13 protein-coding genes are annotated in these 17,821 nt (G+C 56.0%); 11 read left to right on the top strand and 2 right to left on the bottom strand.

Translation table 11 applies throughout. The annotated features are described in order from the left end of the window. Positions 1–24: 24 nt before the first annotated feature. The 5 genes from ygeW to arcC are packed head-to-tail and all read left to right on the top strand — an operon-like array spanning position 25 to position 6,136. Positions 25–1,212: a knotted carbamoyltransferase YgeW gene (ygeW, locus tag GBC03_08905; GenBank protein QFS70319.1), complete on the top strand. Its 1,188-nt coding sequence runs from the start codon at positions 25–27 to the stop codon at positions 1,210–1,212. Positions 1,213–1,268: 56 nt separating this feature from the next. Continuing rightward, positions 1,269–2,465: a diaminopropionate ammonia-lyase gene (gene dpaL, locus GBC03_08900; GenBank protein QFS70318.1), complete on the top strand. Its 1,197-nt coding sequence runs from the start codon at positions 1,269–1,271 to the stop codon at positions 2,463–2,465. Between the two features lie 58 nt (positions 2,466–2,523). After that, positions 2,524–3,735 (top strand): YgeY family selenium metabolism-linked hydrolase, encoded by a 1,212-nt coding sequence (locus GBC03_08895; protein QFS70317.1) that lies wholly within the window; start codon positions 2,524–2,526, stop codon positions 3,733–3,735. Between the two features lie 48 nt (positions 3,736–3,783). After that, positions 3,784–5,190: a dihydropyrimidinase gene (gene hydA / locus GBC03_08890; protein QFS70316.1), complete on the top strand. Its 1,407-nt coding sequence runs from the start codon at positions 3,784–3,786 to the stop codon at positions 5,188–5,190. 13 nt (positions 5,191–5,203) lie between these two features. Beyond that, positions 5,204–6,136, top strand: a complete 933-nt coding sequence (gene arcC / locus GBC03_08885) for a carbamate kinase (protein ID QFS70315.1) — start codon at positions 5,204–5,206, stop codon at positions 6,134–6,136. A gap of 103 nt (positions 6,137–6,239) precedes the next feature. Here the strand turns inward: arcC and GBC03_08880 are convergent, their stop codons facing one another. Next, the gene (locus GBC03_08880; protein QFS70314.1) at positions 6,240–7,865 is read right to left on the bottom strand and encodes an EF2563 family selenium-dependent molybdenum hydroxylase system protein; all 1,626 of its coding nucleotides are present in this window, start codon (positions 7,863–7,865) and stop codon (positions 6,240–6,242) included. Here GBC03_08880 and GBC03_08875 point away from each other — a divergent pair. After that, the gene (locus tag GBC03_08875) at positions 7,770–7,991 is read left to right on the top strand and encodes a hypothetical protein (protein QFS70313.1); all 222 of its coding nucleotides are present in this window, start codon (positions 7,770–7,772) and stop codon (positions 7,989–7,991) included. The two genes, GBC03_08880 and GBC03_08875, sit on opposite strands and share 96 nt — an antisense overlap. Here the strand turns inward: GBC03_08875 and yqeC are convergent. After that, the gene (gene yqeC / locus GBC03_08870; GenBank protein ID QFS70312.1) at positions 7,914–8,681 is read right to left on the bottom strand and encodes a putative selenium-dependent hydroxylase accessory protein YqeC; all 768 of its coding nucleotides are present in this window, start codon (positions 8,679–8,681) and stop codon (positions 7,914–7,916) included. The two genes, GBC03_08875 and yqeC, sit on opposite strands and share 78 nt — an antisense overlap. A 48-nt stretch (positions 8,682–8,729) precedes the next feature. On the opposite strand from yqeC, the gene mocA reads away from it, so the two are divergent. The 5 genes from mocA to GBC03_08845 all read left to right on the top strand — a co-directional run bounded on the left by mocA (position 8,730) and on the right by GBC03_08845 (position 17,803). After that, the gene (gene mocA, locus GBC03_08865) at positions 8,730–9,302 is read left to right on the top strand and encodes a molybdenum cofactor cytidylyltransferase (GenBank protein QFS70311.1); all 573 of its coding nucleotides are present in this window, start codon (positions 8,730–8,732) and stop codon (positions 9,300–9,302) included. Positions 9,303–9,680: 378 nt separating this feature from the next. Continuing rightward, complete coding sequence (ygfK, locus tag GBC03_08860; protein QFS70310.1) at positions 9,681–12,779, top strand: putative selenate reductase subunit YgfK; 3,099 nt, start codon at positions 9,681–9,683, stop codon at positions 12,777–12,779. Between the two features lie 2 nt (positions 12,780–12,781). Further along, complete coding sequence (gene ssnA, locus GBC03_08855) at positions 12,782–14,110, top strand: putative aminohydrolase SsnA (GenBank protein ID QFS70309.1); 1,329 nt, start codon at positions 12,782–12,784, stop codon at positions 14,108–14,110. Between the two features lie 46 nt (positions 14,111–14,156). Beyond that, positions 14,157–14,936 (top strand): molybdopterin-dependent oxidoreductase FAD-binding subunit, encoded by a 780-nt coding sequence (locus GBC03_08850; protein QFS70308.1) that lies wholly within the window; start codon positions 14,157–14,159, stop codon positions 14,934–14,936. Continuing rightward, on the top strand, positions 14,933–17,803 hold the full coding sequence (locus tag GBC03_08845) for a molybdopterin-dependent oxidoreductase Mo/Fe-S-binding subunit (GenBank protein ID QFS70307.1): 2,871 nt from the start codon (positions 14,933–14,935) through the stop codon (positions 17,801–17,803). Before GBC03_08850 ends, GBC03_08845 begins: the two co-directional genes overlap by 4 nt. Positions 17,804–17,821 lie beyond the last annotated feature (18 nt).

The following is a 17,821-nucleotide window of genomic DNA, read 5'->3' as shown; positions in this document are numbered from 1 at the left end:
TCATTCCACTACCAGGATCTTACAATGAAAACTGTTAATGAGCTGATAAAGGATATCAATTCGCTGACCTCACACCTTCACGAGAAGGATTTTTTGCTTACGTGGGAACAGACGCCGGATGAACTGAAACAAGTCCTGGACGTCGCTGCCGCGCTGAAAATGCTGCGTGCCGAAAATATCGCGACCAAAGTCTTCAATAGTGGATTAGGAATTTCCGTCTTCCGCGATAACTCCACCCGTACCCGCTTCTCCTATGCCTCCGCCCTTAACCTGCTCGGTCTGGCTCAGCAGGATCTGGACGAAGGGAAATCACAAATCGCGCACGGCGAAACCGTCCGCGAAACGGCCAACATGATCTCCTTCTGCGCCGATGCCATTGGTATTCGCGACGACATGTATCTTGGTGCGGGCAACGCCTATATGCGTGAAGTCGGCGCCGCGCTTGATGACGGCTATAAACAGGGCGTACTCCCGCAGCGTCCGGCGTTAGTTAACCTGCAATGCGATATTGACCATCCGACACAGGCGATGGCAGATCTGGCCTGGCTGCGTGAGCACTTCGGCTCTCTGGAAAACCTCAAAGGCAAAAAAATCGCCATGACCTGGGCCTACTCACCCAGTTACGGCAAACCCCTCTCCGTGCCGCAGGGCATTATCGGTCTGATGACCCGCTTTGGTATGGACGTCACCCTGGCGCATCCGGAAGGTTATGACCTGATTCCGGACGTGATTGACGTGGCGAAAAACAACGCGAACGCGTCCGGCGGCAGTTTCCGTCAGGTCACCAGCATGGAAGAAGCCTTCAAAGATGCCGACATCGTCTATCCGAAGTCATGGGCACCTTACAAAGTGATGGAAGAGCGTACTGAACTTCTGCGGGCTAACGATCATGCGGCCCTGAAAGCGTTGGAAAGACAGTGCCTTGAACAGAACGCGAAGCATAAAAACTGGCACTGCACTGAAGAAATGATGCAACTCACCCGCGACGGCGAAGCGCTGTATATGCACTGCCTGCCAGCGGATATCAGCGGCGTCTCTTGCAAAGAAGGCGAAGTCACCGACGCCGTATTCGAAAAATACCGCATCGCGACTTACAAAGAAGCCAGTTGGAAGCCCTACATCATCGCCGCGATGATCCTCTCCCGCAAATATCCGAAGCCAGGCGTACTGCTGGAACAACTGTTGAAAGAAGCGCAACCGCGCGTGAAATAACCCCCTGAGCCGACCTGCCGGTCGGCTCTCCTTTCCGGAGGCCAAAAGGATAGGATATGTCCGTTTTCTCATTGAAGATCGATATTGCCGATAACCGCTTTTATAACGGTGAAACGTCGCCCCTTTTTTCGCAAAAACAGGCCAAAGTCGCTCGCCAGTTCCATCAAAAGATCGCCGGCTACCACCCAACGCCGCTCTGTGCGCTGGATGACCTTGCCTGCCTGTTCGGCGTGAAGAAAATTCTCGTCAAAGATGAATCAAAACGCTTTGGACTCAACGCATTCAAGATGCTCGGCGGGGCCTGGGCCATCGCCTGCCTGCTGTGTGAGAAATATCATCTTGATATTGAGACGCTCTCTTTCGAACAGCTCAAAAACGCCATCGGCGAAAAAATGACGTTTGCCACCACCACCGACGGTAACCACGGTCGCGGTATCGCGTGGGCGGCACAACAGCTTGGACAACATGCGGTGATTTACATGCCGAAAGGCTCTGCGCAAGAGCGCGTGGACGCCATTCTCAACCTCGGCGCGGAGTGCATCGTCACCGACATGAACTATGACGATACCGTTCGTCTGACGATGCAGCATGCCCAACAAAACGGCTGGGAAGTGGTGCAGGATACCGCCTGGGAAGGCTACACCAAAATTCCCACCTGGATTATGCAGGGATACGCCACGCTGGCCGATGAAGCCGTTGAGCAAATGCGCGCCCTGGGCGTCACGCCAACCCACGTGCTGTTACAGGCCGGCGTTGGCGCCATGGCGGGCGGCGTATTGGGCTATCTGGTGGACGTCTATGGCCCACAAAATCTGCACAGCATCATCGTCGAACCGGACAAAGCGGACTGCATTTATCGTTCTGGCGTGAAAGGCGACATCGTCAACGTCGGTGGGGATATGGCAACCATCATGGCCGGTCTGGCCTGTGGCGAACCTAACCCGCTTGGCTGGGAAATTCTGCGCAACTGCGCCACACAGTTTATCTCCTGTCAGGACAGCGTTGCCGCGCTGGGCATGCGCGTACTGGGCAATCCCTTTGGCCACGACCCACGCGTGATCTCCGGAGAGTCCGGAGCCGTAGGGCTAGGCGTTCTGGCAGCCGTCCATCATCACCCACAGCGTCAGGCCTTAATGGACAAACTGGCGTTAGATAAAGACGCCGTTGTGCTGGTCATCAGTACCGAAGGCGATACCGATGTGAAGCACTACCGCGAAGTGGTCTGGGAAGGCAAACATCCGGTCGCACTGTAATCACCCCTATTGGACAACGCTCCCCAGGAGATTCGGGAGCGAACACTGGAGAAAAGTCATGGCGAAGCACATTCCCTTTAAACTGATTCTTGAAAAAGCAAACGACTACAAAGAGGACATGACGCGTTTCCTGCGCGACATGGTTGCCATTCCCAGCGAGAGTTGCGATGAAAAACGTGTCATCCATCGTATCAAGCAGGAAATGGAGAAAGTCGGTTTTGATAAAGTCGAGATCGACCCGATGGGCAACATTCTGGGGTACATCGGCCATGGTCCGCGCCTGGTTGCGATGGACGCGCATATCGATACGGTCGGTATTGGCAACATCAAGAACTGGAATTTCGATCCCTACGAAGGGATGGAGACCGACGAACTGATCGGCGGACGCGGCACGTCTGACCAGGAAGGCGGCATGGCGTCAATGGTTTACGCCGGGAAGATCATTAAAGATCTCGGTCTGGAAGATGAGTACACGCTGCTGGTCACCGGTACGGTACAGGAAGAGGACTGCGACGGCCTGTGCTGGCAGTACATCATCGAGCAATCCGGTATCCGCCCGGAATTCGTCGTCAGCACCGAACCAACCGACTGCCAGGTCTATCGTGGGCAGCGCGGACGCATGGAGATACGCATTGATGTACAGGGAGTCAGTTGCCACGGTTCCGCCCCGGAGCGCGGCGATAACGCCATTTTCAAAATGGGCCCCATCCTCAACGAGCTACAGGAATTGTCACAGAATCTGGCCTGGGACGACTTCCTCGGTAAAGGAACCTTAACCGTTTCCGAAATCTTCTTCACGTCACCCAGTCGTTGCGCCGTGGCGGACAGTTGCGCCGTCTCCATCGACCGTCGTCTGACCTGGGGCGAAACCTGGGAAGGTGCGCTGGAAGAGATTCGCGCCCTGCCGGCAGTGAAAGCGGCCAATGCAGTGGTCTCGATGTACAACTATGACCGCCCCTCCTGGACCGGGCTGGTTTACCCCACCGAATGCTACTTCCCGACCTGGAAGGTGGAAGAAGATCACTTCACCGTCAAAGCGCTGGTCAGTGCCTATGAAGGACTGTTCGGCAAAGCGCCGGTGGTCGACAAGTGGACCTTCTCCACCAACGGCGTATCGATTATGGGACGTCACGGTATTCCGGTGATCGGCTTTGGTCCGGGTAAAGAACCCGAAGCCCACGCGCCAAACGAAAAAACCTGGAAATCACATCTGGTGACCTGCGCCGCGATGTACGCAGCCATTCCACTGTCCTGGCTGGCAACGAAATAACAATCCATCTACCTCCCCCGGTTTACCGGGGGATTTCTGGAGTGTGCTATGCGCGTATTGATTAAAAATGGCATCGTCGTTAACGCCGACGGACAGGCAAAACAGGACTTACTGATTGAGAACGGCATTGTTCGCCAACTGGACGCGGAGATCGCGCCGCCTCCCTCTTGTGACGTCATTGACGCAGCGGGATGTTACGTATTTCCCGGCGGCGTGGATGTGCATACACATTTCAATATCGACACAGGCCTCGCCCGTAGCTGTGATGATTTTTTTACCGGCACCCGCGCGGCGGCGTGTGGCGGTACAACAACCATTATCGATCATATGGGATTTGGTCCGAGAGGCTGCCGCTTGCGCCATCAACTGGAGGTCTACCAGGAATATGCCGCGCATAAAGCGGCGATCGACTACAGTTTCCACGGCGTCATTCAGCACGTTAATCACGCCATCCTCGATGAGATCCCGATGATGGTGGAAGACGGCATCAGCAGCTTCAAGCTCTATCTGACCTACCAGTACAAACTCAACGATGATGAAACCTTGCAGGCGCTGCGCCATTTGCACAAGTCCGGCGCGCTGACCACCGTCCACCCGGAAAACGATGCCGCTATCGCCAGTAAACGGGCCGAATTCATTGCCGCTGGCTTAACCTCGCCGCGCTATCACGCCCTGAGCAGACCGCTGGAATGTGAAGCCGAGGCCATCGCCCGGATGATCAACCTTGCACAGCTTGCAGGGAACGCGCCGTTGTATATCGTTCACCTGTCCAACGGTCTGGGACTGGACTATTTACGTCTGGCGAAAGCGAATCATCAGTCCGTGTGGATAGAGACCTGCCCACAATATCTGCTGCTGGATGAACGCCGTTATGACGCGGAAGATGGCCTGAACTTCATTCTCAGCCCACCGTTACGCAATGTTCGTGAGCAGGACAAGCTCTGGTGCGGCATCAGTGACGGAGCCATCGACGTGGTGGCAACCGATCACTGTACCTTCTCAATGGCCCAACGCCTGCAGATCTCAGGCGGTGATTTTAGCCGCTGTCCGAATGGTTTGCCCGGCGTGGAAAACCGCCTGCAACTGCTCTTTTCTGAAGGCGTTATGAGCGGACGAATTACCCCTGAACGTTTTGTCGCGCTGACCAGTGCGATGCCCGCCAGACTGTTCGGCCTGTGGCCGCAAAAGGGTCGGCTGGCACCTGGCGCTGATGGCGATGTGGTGATTATCGATCCCCGTCAGAGTCAGGAAATCCATCATGCCCGCCTGCACGATAACGCTGACTATTCGCCCTGGGAGGGTTTCCGCTGTCAGGGAACGATTGTCAGAACGCTGTCGCGTGGCGAAACGATCTTCGGCGACGGCATCTTTACAGGGAAAGCAGGTCGGGGCCGCTTCTTACGACGTAAACCGTTTACCCCGCCCGGCGTTTGTGAAACAGACAACTGTGTATGATAAGTGAGGAAAAATGAGGAAGAAAATAGTTCTCGCGCTGGGTGGTAACGCGCTGGGTGAGGATCTGGCCGGACAGATGCAGGCCGTCAAAATTACGGCGCAGGCCATTGTGGATCTGATTGCGCAGGGCCATGAAGTTATCGTGACCCACGGTAATGGGCCGCAGGTAGGTATGATCAACCAGGCATTTGAAGCGGCGGCAAAAACAGAAGCGCACTCTCCCATGCTGCCGATGTCCGTCTGCGTGGCATTAAGCCAGGGCTACATCGGCTACGATCTGCAAAACGCGCTGCGTGAAGAATTACTCTCACGTGGGATGCACAAACCTGTCGCCACGCTGGTGACGCAGGTAGAGGTCGACGCCAACGATCCGGCGTTCCTGAATCCCACCAAACCCATCGGTTCGTTCTTCACGCAGCAGGAAGCGGAACAGCTGGAGAAACAAGGCTATACGCTCAAAGAAGATGCGGGTCGCGGTTATCGTCGCGTCGTTGCTTCTCCTAAGCCGGTGGACATCATCGAGAAAGAGACCGTCAACGCGCTGGTTGAGGCCGGACAGGTGGTTATTACCGTGGGCGGAGGCGGAATTCCGGTGATTCGAGAGGGTAATCATCTGCGTGGTGCCAGCGCGGTGATCGATAAGGACTGGGCCAGTGCCCGCCTGGCAGAGATGATTGATGCGGATATGCTCATCATCCTGACGGCTGTCGAAAAAGTCGCGATTAACTTTGGCAAAGAAAATGAACAATGGCTGGATCGTCTGTCGTTGAGCGACGCGGAGCGTTTTATCCGCGAGGGGCATTTTGCCAAAGGTTCTATGCTACCGAAAGTCGAGGCCGCGGCGTCGTTTGCCCGCTCCCGTCCCGGCCGGGAAGCCCTGATTACGGTGCTGAGTAAAGCGAAAGAAGGGATTGAAGGAAAAACCGGAACCGTAATCTGTCAGTAATCTAATGCGTTTATCCAGCGCGTTTGCCGGGGGGCTTCGCTTGCCCGGCCTACCGTTTACTCCCCGTAGGCTGGATAAACGCAGCGCCATCCGGCAACGCGTTTTACGCCACTTCAAGCACCTCATTCGTTGACTTCACGCCCTGATGCATCAGCATCATTAGCGCTTCCAGCACACCGCCGCCTATCGCTCTCGCCTTGTCGGAGACGCTGGTAAAATCAGCCGTCACGCCGCGTGGATCGATATCGCCGATCTTAAAGCCGCCCACCACCGCCAGTCCGTCGCTTAACAGGCCGCGCACCATACCCGACAGTGGCGCTTTGATTTCGTTTTCTCCAATCCAGGCAATCACGTCGCCTTCTTCCACCAGATCGCCTAATTTCACTCTGGCACGCATGATGCCTGCGGCAGGCGCACGGATCACCCGTCGTGCGGTATGCCCCATGATATTGCCAGGAATACCGGTATTTTCCTGCGCGCAACCGGCGTAAATCACCTGTCCCAGCCAGTGTCCGCGATTCGTTTCAATCACCGCATGGCAGTCTTCACCGGCAGTAAACCCTGGCCCCAACGCAATGGTGACGGGCGCCATCTCTTTGCGCATGCCCAGATTCTGTTTTGCCAGGATAGCATCGACCACGCAGACGGGTTTCAGTGCGTCAATCAGCGAACCGGCGGGATCAACCAGAATGGGAATGAAGCCGCGTTCGGCTAACGCCGCCGCCTCTGCTGACGAGGTGGCCAACCGGGCCGTCACGCCCTCTACAATCATTTCGCCATCAAAGACCGCCTGTGCAAACGCGACGCTGCGGCGAATGACGGTCGGTTTCTCCACTTCCAGCATGATCACTTTGAAACCGGCATGAAACAGACGCAGCGCCACGCCGCTGGCAATATCGCCCGCGCCGCGAATCACCACGCGCTGATGACCGGATGGATGTGCGGCTCGCATCATCAGTCCGCCTGGGGCATTGTTTTTAACCTGTAGGATCTCCGCCAGCACGCTAACCGCAATTTCCTGCGGCGTTTCCGCACCAATGTTGTAACCAACAGGCGCATGCAGACGCGCAATGTGCTCTTCACCGACGCCCTTTTCCCGCAACTGACGCAGGAACAACTGCACTTTTCGACGACTCGCCAGCAAACCCAACCACGCGACGGGCTGCTCGATCAATTTGTCCAGCGCTTCCCGATCCTGATTATTCGTCGCGATAAGCACAAAGTTGTCTGGACGAATCTCCAGCGCATCCACCGCCGCGGAAAAAGAATCGGCATGTAACAACTGTACCGAAGGGGGGAAAGCGTCCGGATTGACACTCTCGCGATAAACATCCGCCACGGCAATATCAAACCCTAGCAGTGCCGCACTCTGCGCAATCGCCCGGTTCACATGCCCACCGCCAATTAGCACCAGTCGCGGACGCAAGCCGTGCACGCTAATAAAGACCGACATCGCGCCGCCGCAGTCCGAGCCAACGGCATCGGCACCGTTGCGGGCCATCCGGCCATGGAACATGCGCGGCTTTCTCTCCTGCAACGCCAGCAGCGCCTCCTCGATAACCTTGCGCTCCACCATGCCCCCGCCAATAGTCCCGACGATAGATCCATCCTGATGCACCAGCATCTGTGCCGAATGGCGGGGGGTGGAACCCCGGCTGTCGACAATCTGCGCCAGCGCAAAGGGGCGGTTTTGCTCTTCAAGTTTTGCAGCCTCTGTGAAAATATTCATACGAACCTCAATGGATATCCTTTCAGTAACCCGGTGTTCCCGGCGTCGCTATCTCACAAATCTGCGCGCGATTGCAGGTGTTTCCTGTGCATTTCCCAGCCAGATAGCCTCCACATCACCGTCTAACAACGGCTGGATGAGCTCACTTTCATCAATAGCATTCTCAGATTGAGAAAAACGATTGAGAAACCAGACTCGTCGACTGGCAGGCGGTGCATTTTTGAATGCCCCCTGTGGATGCTGAACCAGTCGGATAAGCGCCTTCAGCGGTAAGGGGGATCCCTCCGTCAGACCAGTAATCCCGGCGAACTGCGGCCAGCGATGCACCTGCTCTCCCCCCACGCTTTTCCCCATAAGGTGTCCACCCATAACGGCAATCACGCAGCAACTGCTTTCAGGTATGCAAGGTTCGTGCTCATCTGGCGCTTTGAGCGGCATTCCGCGGGCACCGTCTGCCTCGACGAGAACCACGTCACATTCCGCCCGCCGGGCTAGCGCATCTATGGCGTCTGGCGAGAAGCCACACGCTTTTCCTGATGCCGCTTTCCATGACTGAAAGCAGGTTATGATGGGTTGCATTAAGGTGTGATATGGCAACCCGGCGGGCTCCCGACAGAAAAGGGTCGGCCAGGGTTGGTCAGACAGAAACATATGCGTCGTGGTGGTGATAAATACCCGTCGACCTGATAATTGAAAGAGGCGAGCGAGCCAGAAAAGGGTACTGGTTTTCCCACCGGCACCGACAACCGAAATAACCGTAGGCCGTTTCTGTGCACCCAAATCAAAGAATAAAGAAGCATGACCCGATATACTCATAAGCCTCTCTGAAGTGACGCAACGTCTAATAGACATTATGGAGTCGCTATGCCTGCGGTCGACTGTATAATTACTGCTGCTGGGTTATCATCCAGAATGGGAAAATGGAAAATGATGTTACCCTGGCATGGGGGAACAATTCTTGATGCAAGTATCAAAAACGCGCTGCAATTTTGCAACAGGGTGATATTAGTTTCCGGTCATCGCGCAACTGAGATACATAATCGCTATGCTAATCAGCCGAATATTATTATTACGTACAATCCAGATTATGCTCAGGGCTTATTTACATCAATTAAGGTCGGCGCCGCCGCCGTGCGCAGTGAATATTGCTTCATTACGCACGGTGACATGCCAGAACTGAACCGCGATATCTTTCGTAAAATCTGGGCATTACGCAATGATAGCGCCCTTATCCCCTGCTATCAGGGCCAGCCAGGGCATCCTATTTTACTCTCTAAAAAATGCCTGTTGCAGGCCATATCACAGCCGAATGTCAACAGCATGCGTCAGGCATTGCTGCGCGGGAAACATAATATCGCTGAAATGAACGATCCCCGGATCACTCTGGATATCGATACTCCAGAGGATTTTATCAATGCGCAGAACCGACACAAATAAATAGAGAGCCAGTAGTTAAACGATTGCGTTCAAATATTCTCCCGCCTCATTTCCCACTTATCATAATGATAAGAGGCCACCATTTTTGAGAAAATAGAATGCGGCAATGAAATTGCCTTATCGCAATAACTCCCCGGCTGATTTTCATTCTCATTTAGCGTTTGTGAGATATTTCACAAAGCGGACTTAAGATTAGAACCGCTTCACAAAATTATATTTTTATAGCGCTGTTTTGTCAGAGTGGTGCGAATGTTGCTCTATCTCTCCAAACCGCTGGCCTTATTAGTCCCGGTCAACCAATGACATCTATGAACACGCGCTCCTTCCCGTTGCCTTGCAACTCCCTGAAGGAGGTCGAGTAAAGCTAAGGAGAGGGTTATGGGGGATATAATGCGTCCGATTCCATTTGAGGAACTTTTGACGCGCCTATTTGATGAATATCAGCAGCAGCGCTCGATCTTTGGTATTCCTGAGCAGCAGTTCTATTCACCGGAAAAAAGCAAATCGGTAAGCGTCTTCGGTGAAACCTGTGCCACCCCCGTCGGCCCCGCCGCCGGCCCGCACACTCAACTCGCCCAAAATATCATCACCGCCTGGCTGACAGGCGGCCGGTTCATCGAACTCAAAACCGTCCAGATTCTCGATCGGCTGGAGCTGGAAAAACCCTGTATTGATGCGGAGGATGAGTGCTTCAATACCGAATGGTCAACTGAATTTACCCTGCTGAAAGCGTGGGATGAGTATCTTAAAGCCTGGTTCGCACTGCATTTGCTGGAACAACTGCTGCAACCTTCCGGTGCTGGTAAGTCGTTCATTTTTAATATGAGTGTCGGCTATAACCTTGACGGCATCAAGCAACCGCCCATGCAGCAGTTCATCGACAACATGATGGACGCGTCGGCGCATCCTAAGTTCGCGCAGTATCGCGACACGCTGCAGCACTGGCTGCACGATGAGACGTTCCTGGCTCGCCACGGGCTGAACGAACATCGACAGCGTCTACAGGCGCTGCCAGCACGCATTCCCGCAAAACTGGTGCAGGGCGTCACGCTGTCCACGATGCACGGTTGTCCACCGCACGAAATAGAAGCCATCTGCCGCTACATGCTGGAAGAGAAAGGCCTGAATACCTTTGTGAAGCTGAATCCGACGCTGCTGGGTTACCCACGCGCACATGAAATTCTGGACCGCTGCGGCTTTGGTTATATCGGCTTAAAAGAGGAGTCGTTCGAGCACGATCTCAAACTCACCCAGGCGCTGGAAATGTTGCAACGGTTGATGACGCTGGCAAAAGAAAAATCACTGGGTTTCGGCGTCAAACTCACCAATACGCTGGGCACCATTAATAACAAAGGCGCGCTTCCCGGTGAAGAGATGTATATGTCCGGCCGGGCGCTGTTTCCCCTCTCGATCAACGTAGCAGCCGTGCTTTCCCGGGCCTTTGACGGCAAATTACCCATCTCCTATTCCGGCGGCGCCAGCCAGTTGACCATCCGCGATATCTTCGACACCGGAATCCGCCCGATCACGATGGCGACCGACCTGTTAAAACCAGGCGGTTATCTGCGTCTTAGCGCCTGTATGCGTGAGCTGGAATCCTCGGATACGTGGGGAATGGAACATGTCGATGTCGATCGCCTGAATCGGCTGGCGGAAGAGGCCGTTACGATGGCCTACACCCAGAAACACTGGAAGCCTGAAGAGCGCATTGACGTGGCCGACGGCTTACCGTTGACCGACTGCTACGTGGCCCCCTGTATTACAGCCTGCGCCATCAAACAGGATATTCCGGAGTATATTCGCCTGCTTGGCGAGCAGCGTTATGCCGACGCGCTGGAGCTGATTTATCAGCGAAACGCCCTCCCCGCGATCACCGGCCATATCTGCGATCATCAATGCCAGTACAACTGTACCCGTCTGGACTACGACAGTGCGCTTAACATTCGTGAACTGAAAAAAGTGGCGCTGGAAAAAGGCTGGGAAGAGTACAAACGGCGCTGGCATAAACCTGCAGGCTCGGGTTCACGTCATCCTGTTGCGGTCATCGGCGCGGGTCCGGCCGGGCTTGCGGCCGGTTATTTCCTTGCCCGGGCAGGACATCCGGTGACGCTATTCGAGCGCGAAGCCAATGCGGGTGGCGTGGTGAAAAATATTATTCCCCAGTTCCGTATTCCGGCAGAGCTCATTCAGCACGATATCGATTTTGTCGCCGAACACGGCGTGAAGTTCGAATATGGCTGTACACCGGATCTGACCGTTCAGGGCTTGAAAGATCGGGGTTTCCACTATGTCCTGATCGCAACCGGTACGGATAAAAACAGCGGCGTGAAGCTCAACGGCGACAACCCCAACATCTGGAAATCACTTCCTTTCCTGCGTGAATACAACCAGGGAACGGCGTTGACGCTCGGTAAACATGTGGCGATCGTCGGCGCGGGCAACACGGCGATGGACTGCGCCCGTGCGGCACTGCGCGTGCCGGGCGTGGAAAACGTCACGGTGGTCTACCGTCGTTCGCTACAGGAGATGCCCGCCTGGCGTGAAGAGTATGAAGAAGCCCTGCACGACGGAGTTGAATTCCGTTTCCTCAACAATCCGGAACGCTTTGATGCGGATGGTACGCTCACCCTGCGCGTCATGACGCTCGGGGAACCGGATGAGAAAGGGCGTCGCCGTCCGGTGGAAACCGACGAAACGCTGACCCTGCACATCGATAGCCTGATTACCGCCATCGGTGAACAGCAGGATAGCGACGCGCTGAGCGCAATGGGCGTACCGCTGGATAGCAAAGGTTGGCCTGCGGTGAACAACAATGGCGAAACCCGTCTCTCCAACGTGTTCATGATTGGCGATGTCCAGCGCGGCCCGTTATCCATTGTTGCCGCCATCGGCTCTGCGCGACGGGCCACAGATACAATTCTCTGGCGGGAAAATATCCGCTCCCACCACGGCGATAAGCGCTGGGGTAACGTCAGTCCCGCTGAAATCTATCAGCGTAAAGGTGAGATAGCGGTCGCGAAGGTCGATAAAGACGACCGTGACGCCTTTGTCGCCCAGGAAGCGGCCCGTTGCCTTGAATGTAACTATATCTGCAGCAAATGCGTGGACGTCTGTCCGAACCGCGCCAATGTGTCGATTCCCGTTCCTGGCTTCCAGAACCGCTTCCAGACGCTGCACCTGGACGCTTACTGCAACGAATGCGGTAACTGCGCCCAATTCTGCCCATGGCAGGGCAAACCGTATAAAGACAAAGTCACGCTCTTTAGCCTGGCCGAGGATTTCGACAACAGCAGCAACCCCGGTTTCCTGGTGGAAGACGGTCGGGTCAGGGTCCGGTTGAATGACCAACGCTGGACATTGAACATCCGCAGTGATGGGCAGTTCGCCAGCATCCCGCCGGAGCTGGATGACATGTGCCGCATCATCAGCTATGTCCACCAGCATCACCATTACCTGTTAGGCCGCGTGGAGGTGTAATCATGTTGATTCTAAAAAATGTCACCGCCGTACAACTTCATCCGGCCAGCGTGCGCGAAGGCGTGGATATTGCAATAGATAAAGACGCCATCGTCGAAGTGGGCAATGCGCTGACGCAGCGCTACCCGCAGGCGCAATGGAAAGAGATGCACGGGCGAATCGTGATGCCGGGTCTGGTCTGCGCGCATAACCACTTTTACTCCGGTTTATCGCGTGGGATCCAGGCCAATATTGCCCCCAGCCCGGACTTTATCTCAACGTTGAAGAACCTGTGGTGGCGTCTGGACCGGGCTCTGGACGAAGAGTCGCTCTACTACAGCGGGCTGATTTGCTCGATGGAAGCGATTAAGAGCGGATGCTCTGCAGTTATCGATCACCACGCTTCGCCGGGCTACATACAGGGGTCGCTCTCTACGCTGCGTTCAGCATTTATAAAGGTGGGCCTGCGGGCAATGACCTGCTTTGAAACCACCGACCGTAACGAGGGAATCAACGAGTTGCAGGCCGGCGTTGAAGAGAATATCCGCTTCGCCCGTCAGATAGACCACGCGCGGGAGACCGGTAACGAGCCGTATCTGGTGGAAGCGCACATTGGCGCGCACGCCCCGTTTACCGTATCCGACGCCGGTCTGAAGATGTTGCGCGAGGCCATCAACGCCACCGGGCGCGGCCTGCACATTCATGCGGCGGAAGACAGCTACGATGTCTCCCACAGTCATCACCTGTACGGTAAAGACCTGCTGGTAAGGCTCGCGGAATACGGACTTATCGACAGTAAAACGTTGGTGGCACACGGACTGTACCTGTCTGCGGAAGATATCGCGTTGCTGAATCAGCAGGATGCCTTCCTGGTACACAATGCCCGCTCCAACATGAATAACCATGTGGGTTACAACCCCCACCTTACCCACATTCGCAATCTGGCGCTGGGGACGGACGGCATCGGCTCCGACATGCTTGAAGAGATGAAATTTGCCTTCTTCAAACATCGTGACGCGGGCGGTCCTCTGTGGCCTGACAGCTTTGCGAAAGCGCTGGCGAACGGCAACGAACTGTTGCACCGCAACTTCGGGGAAAACTTTGGTCAACTGCAAGCCGGTTATAAAGCCGATTTAACCTTCCTCGACTATTCGTCGCCGACGCCGCTGATCGCTGAAAACGTTGCCGGGCATATCGCTTTCGGCCTCGGTTCAGGCAGCGTGCACAGCGTGATGGTGAATGGTGTGATGGTGTATGAAGACCGTCAGTTCACTTTCGATACCGATTCCATTTATGCGCAGGCCCGAAAAGCCGCCGCCAGCATGTGGCGGCGAATGGATGCGCTGGCATAGCCCATACCCTCTCCTGAACGGGAGAGGGAGTGATGAGGAATGATTGATGATTGAACAATTTTTCAGGCCCGACTCCGTTGACCAGGCGCTGGAACTCAAGCGCCGCTATCAGGAGGACGCCGTCTGGTTTGCCGGGGGCAGCAAACTCAACGCCACGCCAACGCGTACCGATAAGCGGATTGCCATTTCACTGCAGGAGCTGGAGCTGGAGTGGATCGACTGGGACAATGGCGCATTGCGTATTGGGGCAATGACTCGCCTGCAACCGTTACGCGACGCCCGCTATCTCCCGGCGGCACTGCGGGAGGCAATCGGCTTTATCTACTCGCGTCATTTACGCAACCAGGCAACCCTCGGCGGAGAGATTGCCGCGCACCAGAAAGAGTCCGTGTTACTCCCCGTCCTGCTGGCGCTGGACGCTCAGTTGGTTTTTGGTGATGGCGAAACCCTGTCGCTGGAAAGCTATCTCGCCTCCCCGCACGATCGCCTGATCACCGAAGTTATCATTAAAGATCCCTTCCGCCCTTGCGCCACTCGCAAAGTGAGCCGTTCACAGGCCGGACTCACCGTCGTGACGGCGGCGGTCGCGTTAACCGAACACGGAGGGATTTGCATCGCGCTGGACGGCGTGGCGGACAAAGCACAACGCCTGCGTGATGTGGAAACACAAACGCGTGAAGGTACGGAACTGGAACAGGCGGTCGCTAACGCGATATTCCCGCAGGAAGATATACGGGGCAGCGCCGCCTATAAGCGCTATATCACCGGCGTGGTGGTGGCCGATCTGTATGCCGACTGCCTGATGGCCGGGGAGGACGTTGTATGATGATTCACTTCACATTGAACGGCATGGTCCGTGAAATGAAGATTAACCCGGGCGAAAACGTACAGAAACTGCTGTTCAACCTCGGTATGCACTCGGTGCGCAACAGCGACGACGGATTCGGCTTCGCCGGTTCGGATGCGATTCTCTACAACGGTCGCATCGTCAATGCCTCATTACTGATTGCCGCGCAGTTGGATCACGCGGAGATCCGCACCAGCGAATCACTCGGTAAATGGAATGCGCTGAGCCTGGTACAACAGGCGATGGTGGATGTCGGCGTTGTACAGTCCGGTTACAACGATCCTGCCGCTGCGCTTATCATCAGCGATCTGCTGGAGCGTATCGCACTCCCCACGCGGGAAGAGATTGACGATGCGCTGTCCGGTCTGTTCAGTCGCGACGCGGGCTGGCAGCAATATTATCAGGTGATCGAACTGGCGGTAGCGCGTAAAAGCGATCCGCAAGCCCATATCAATGTCGCCCCCACGTTCCGCGACGATCTCGCGGTCATTGGCAAGCCCTGGCCAAAAACCGATGCCGCAAAAATGGTCCAGGCCAAGCCCTGCTATGTGGAAGATCGCATCACCCCTGACGCCTGCGTGATTAAAATGCTGCGCAGTCCGCATGCCCATGCGTTGATTACTCATCTCGACGTCAGCAAAGCCGAAGCGTTACCCGGCGTGGTTCACGTTATCACCCACCGTAACTGTCCCGATATCTACTATACGCCAGGCGGGCAAAGCGCGCCGGAACCCTCCCCGCTTGACCGTCGCATGTTCGGTAAGAAACTGCGCCACGTCGGCGATCGTGTTGCCGCCGTGGTTGCAGAAAGCGAAGAGATTGCACTGGCAGCGCTGGCGCTTATCGACGTGAAATATGACGTGCTTAAACCGGTATTGTCGATTGACGAAGCGATGGCGGACGATGCGCCAGTCGTACACGATGAACCGGTGGTATATGTTGCTGGCGCGCCGGAGACGCTGGAAGAAGACAACCGCCATGCCGCCCAGCGTGGCGAGCACATGATCATCAACTTTCCGATTGGTTCTCGTCCGCGCAAGAATATCGCCGCCAGTATTCATGGTCATATCGGCGACATGGAGAAAGGTTTCGCCGAAGCGGATGTGATTATTGAGCGTACCTACCATTCCACACAGGCGCAGCAGTGCCCGGCTGAGCCTCACATCTGTTTTACCCGCATGGACGGCGATCGCCTGATCATTCACGCCTCAACGCAGGTGCCGTGGCACCTTCGTCGCCAGGTCGCCCGTCTCGTCGGCATGAAGCAGCACAAGGTCCACGTCATCAAGGAGCGCGTCGGCGGCGGCTTTGGTTCCAAACAGGATATCCTGCTGGAAGAAGTCTGTGCCTGGGCGACCTGCGTGACCGGACGCCCGGTCTATTTTCGCTATACCCGTGAAGAGGAGTTTATTGCCAATACCTCCCGCCACGTTGCGAAAGTCACGGTTAAACTGGGCGCGAAGAACGATGGTCGCCTGACGGCGGTAAAAATGGACTTCCGCGCCAATACCGGCCCTTACGGCAACCATTCGCTGACCGTGCCGAGCAACGGTCCGGCGCTCTCGCTACCGCTGTATCCTTGCGACAACGTCGATTTCCAGGTCACCACCTACTACAGCAATATCTGTCCAACCGGGGCGTATCAGGGCTATGGCGCGCCGAAAGGCACCTTTGCAATGACGATGGCGTTAGCCGAGCTTGCCGAACAGTTACAAATTGACCAACTGGAGATCATCGAGCGCAACCGGGTTCACGAAGGACAGGAACTGAAAATCCTCGGCGCAATCGGTGAAGGGAAAGCGCCGACCTCTGTCCCTTCCGCCGCCAGCTGTGCGCTGGAAGAGATCCTGCGCCAGGGGCGGAAGATGATCGACTGGTCTTCCCCCAAACCGCAGGACGGTGACTGGCATACCGGTCGCGGGGTCGCCATTATCATGCAGAAATCAGGGATCCCGGATATCGATCAGGCCAACTGCATGATCAAACTGGAGTCCGATGGCACCTTCATCGTCCATTCCGGCGGGGCGGACATCGGCACCGGACTGGATACCGTGGTCACCAAGCTGGCGGCGGAAGTGCTGCACTGCGCGCCAGAGGAAGTGCATGTCATCTCCGGCGATACTGACCATGCGCTCTTCGACAAAGGCGCTTATGCCTCATCCGGCACCTGCTTCTCGGGGAACGCGGCGCGTAAGGCGGCGGAAAACCTGCGCGAGAAAATCCTCTTTCACGGTGCGCAAATGCTGGGCGAACCCGTTTCTGACGTTCAACTGGCGGCCCCTGGCGTCGTGCGCGGCAAGCAGGGAGAAGTGAGTTACGGTGACATCGCGCATAAAGCGGAGACGGGGACCGGTTTTGGCACACTGGTCGCCACGGCCAGTTACATCACCGCAGACTTCGCATTCCCCTATGGGGCGAACTTCGCCGAAGTCGCGGTGAATACCCGAACCGGCGAAATCCGTCTCGACAAGTTCTACGCGCTGCTGGACTGCGGCACGCCGGTTAACCCGGAACTCGCGCTGGGGCAAATCTACGGGGCATCAATGCGGGCCATCGGTCATAGCCTGAGCGAAGCGATCCTCTATGATGCCGAAGGCCATCCTCTGACCCGCGACCTGCGCAGCTATGGCGCGCCCAAAATTGGCGATATCCCCCGGGATTTTCGTGCCGTGCTGGTGCCAAGCGACGATAAGGTCGGCCCGTTCGGCGCTAAATCGATCTCTGAAATTGGCGTAAATGGCGCGGCGCCTGCCATTGCTACCGCGATTCATGATGCCTGCGGCGTGTGGTTGCGCGAATGGCATTTCACACCGGAGAAAATACTGACCGCGCTGGAAAAACTGTAGCGACGCGGGCCGCTCAGG

This window comes from Citrobacter telavivensis (assembly GCA_009363175.1).
In the GTDB taxonomy this organism is placed as follows: domain Bacteria; phylum Pseudomonadota; class Gammaproteobacteria; order Enterobacterales; family Enterobacteriaceae; genus Citrobacter_A; species Citrobacter_A telavivensis.
Note: the sequence above shows the minus strand (reverse complement) of the source record. Positions and strands in the feature narration are given on the sequence as shown.

What these genes read in the sequence shown, in the direction of transcription:
- hydA (QFS70316.1), top strand. Translation starts at nt 3,784, where the DNA reads ATGCGCGTATTGATTAAAAATGGCATCGTCGTTAACGCCGACGGACAG.
- GBC03_08880 (QFS70314.1), bottom strand. Translation starts at nt 7,865, where the DNA reads ATGAATATTTTCACAGAGGCTGCAAAACTTGAAGAGCAAAACCGCCCC.
- ygeW (QFS70319.1), top strand. Translation starts at nt 25, where the DNA reads ATGAAAACTGTTAATGAGCTGATAAAGGATATCAATTCGCTGACCTCA.
- dpaL (QFS70318.1), top strand. Translation starts at nt 1,269, where the DNA reads ATGTCCGTTTTCTCATTGAAGATCGATATTGCCGATAACCGCTTTTAT.
- arcC (QFS70315.1), top strand. Translation starts at nt 5,204, where the DNA reads ATGAGGAAGAAAATAGTTCTCGCGCTGGGTGGTAACGCGCTGGGTGAG.
- yqeC (QFS70312.1), bottom strand. Translation starts at nt 8,681, where the DNA reads ATGAGTATATCGGGTCATGCTTCTTTATTCTTTGATTTGGGTGCACAG.
- GBC03_08850 (QFS70308.1), top strand. Translation starts at nt 14,157, where the DNA reads ATGATTGAACAATTTTTCAGGCCCGACTCCGTTGACCAGGCGCTGGAA.
- mocA (QFS70311.1), top strand. Translation starts at nt 8,730, where the DNA reads ATGCCTGCGGTCGACTGTATAATTACTGCTGCTGGGTTATCATCCAGA.
- GBC03_08845 (QFS70307.1), top strand. Translation starts at nt 14,933, where the DNA reads ATGATGATTCACTTCACATTGAACGGCATGGTCCGTGAAATGAAGATT.
- ygfK (QFS70310.1), top strand. Translation starts at nt 9,681, where the DNA reads ATGGGGGATATAATGCGTCCGATTCCATTTGAGGAACTTTTGACGCGC.
- GBC03_08895 (QFS70317.1), top strand. Translation starts at nt 2,524, where the DNA reads ATGGCGAAGCACATTCCCTTTAAACTGATTCTTGAAAAAGCAAACGAC.
- GBC03_08875 (QFS70313.1), top strand. Translation starts at nt 7,770, where the DNA reads ATGGCGGGGGGTGGAACCCCGGCTGTCGACAATCTGCGCCAGCGCAAA.
- ssnA (QFS70309.1), top strand. Translation starts at nt 12,782, where the DNA reads ATGTTGATTCTAAAAAATGTCACCGCCGTACAACTTCATCCGGCCAGC.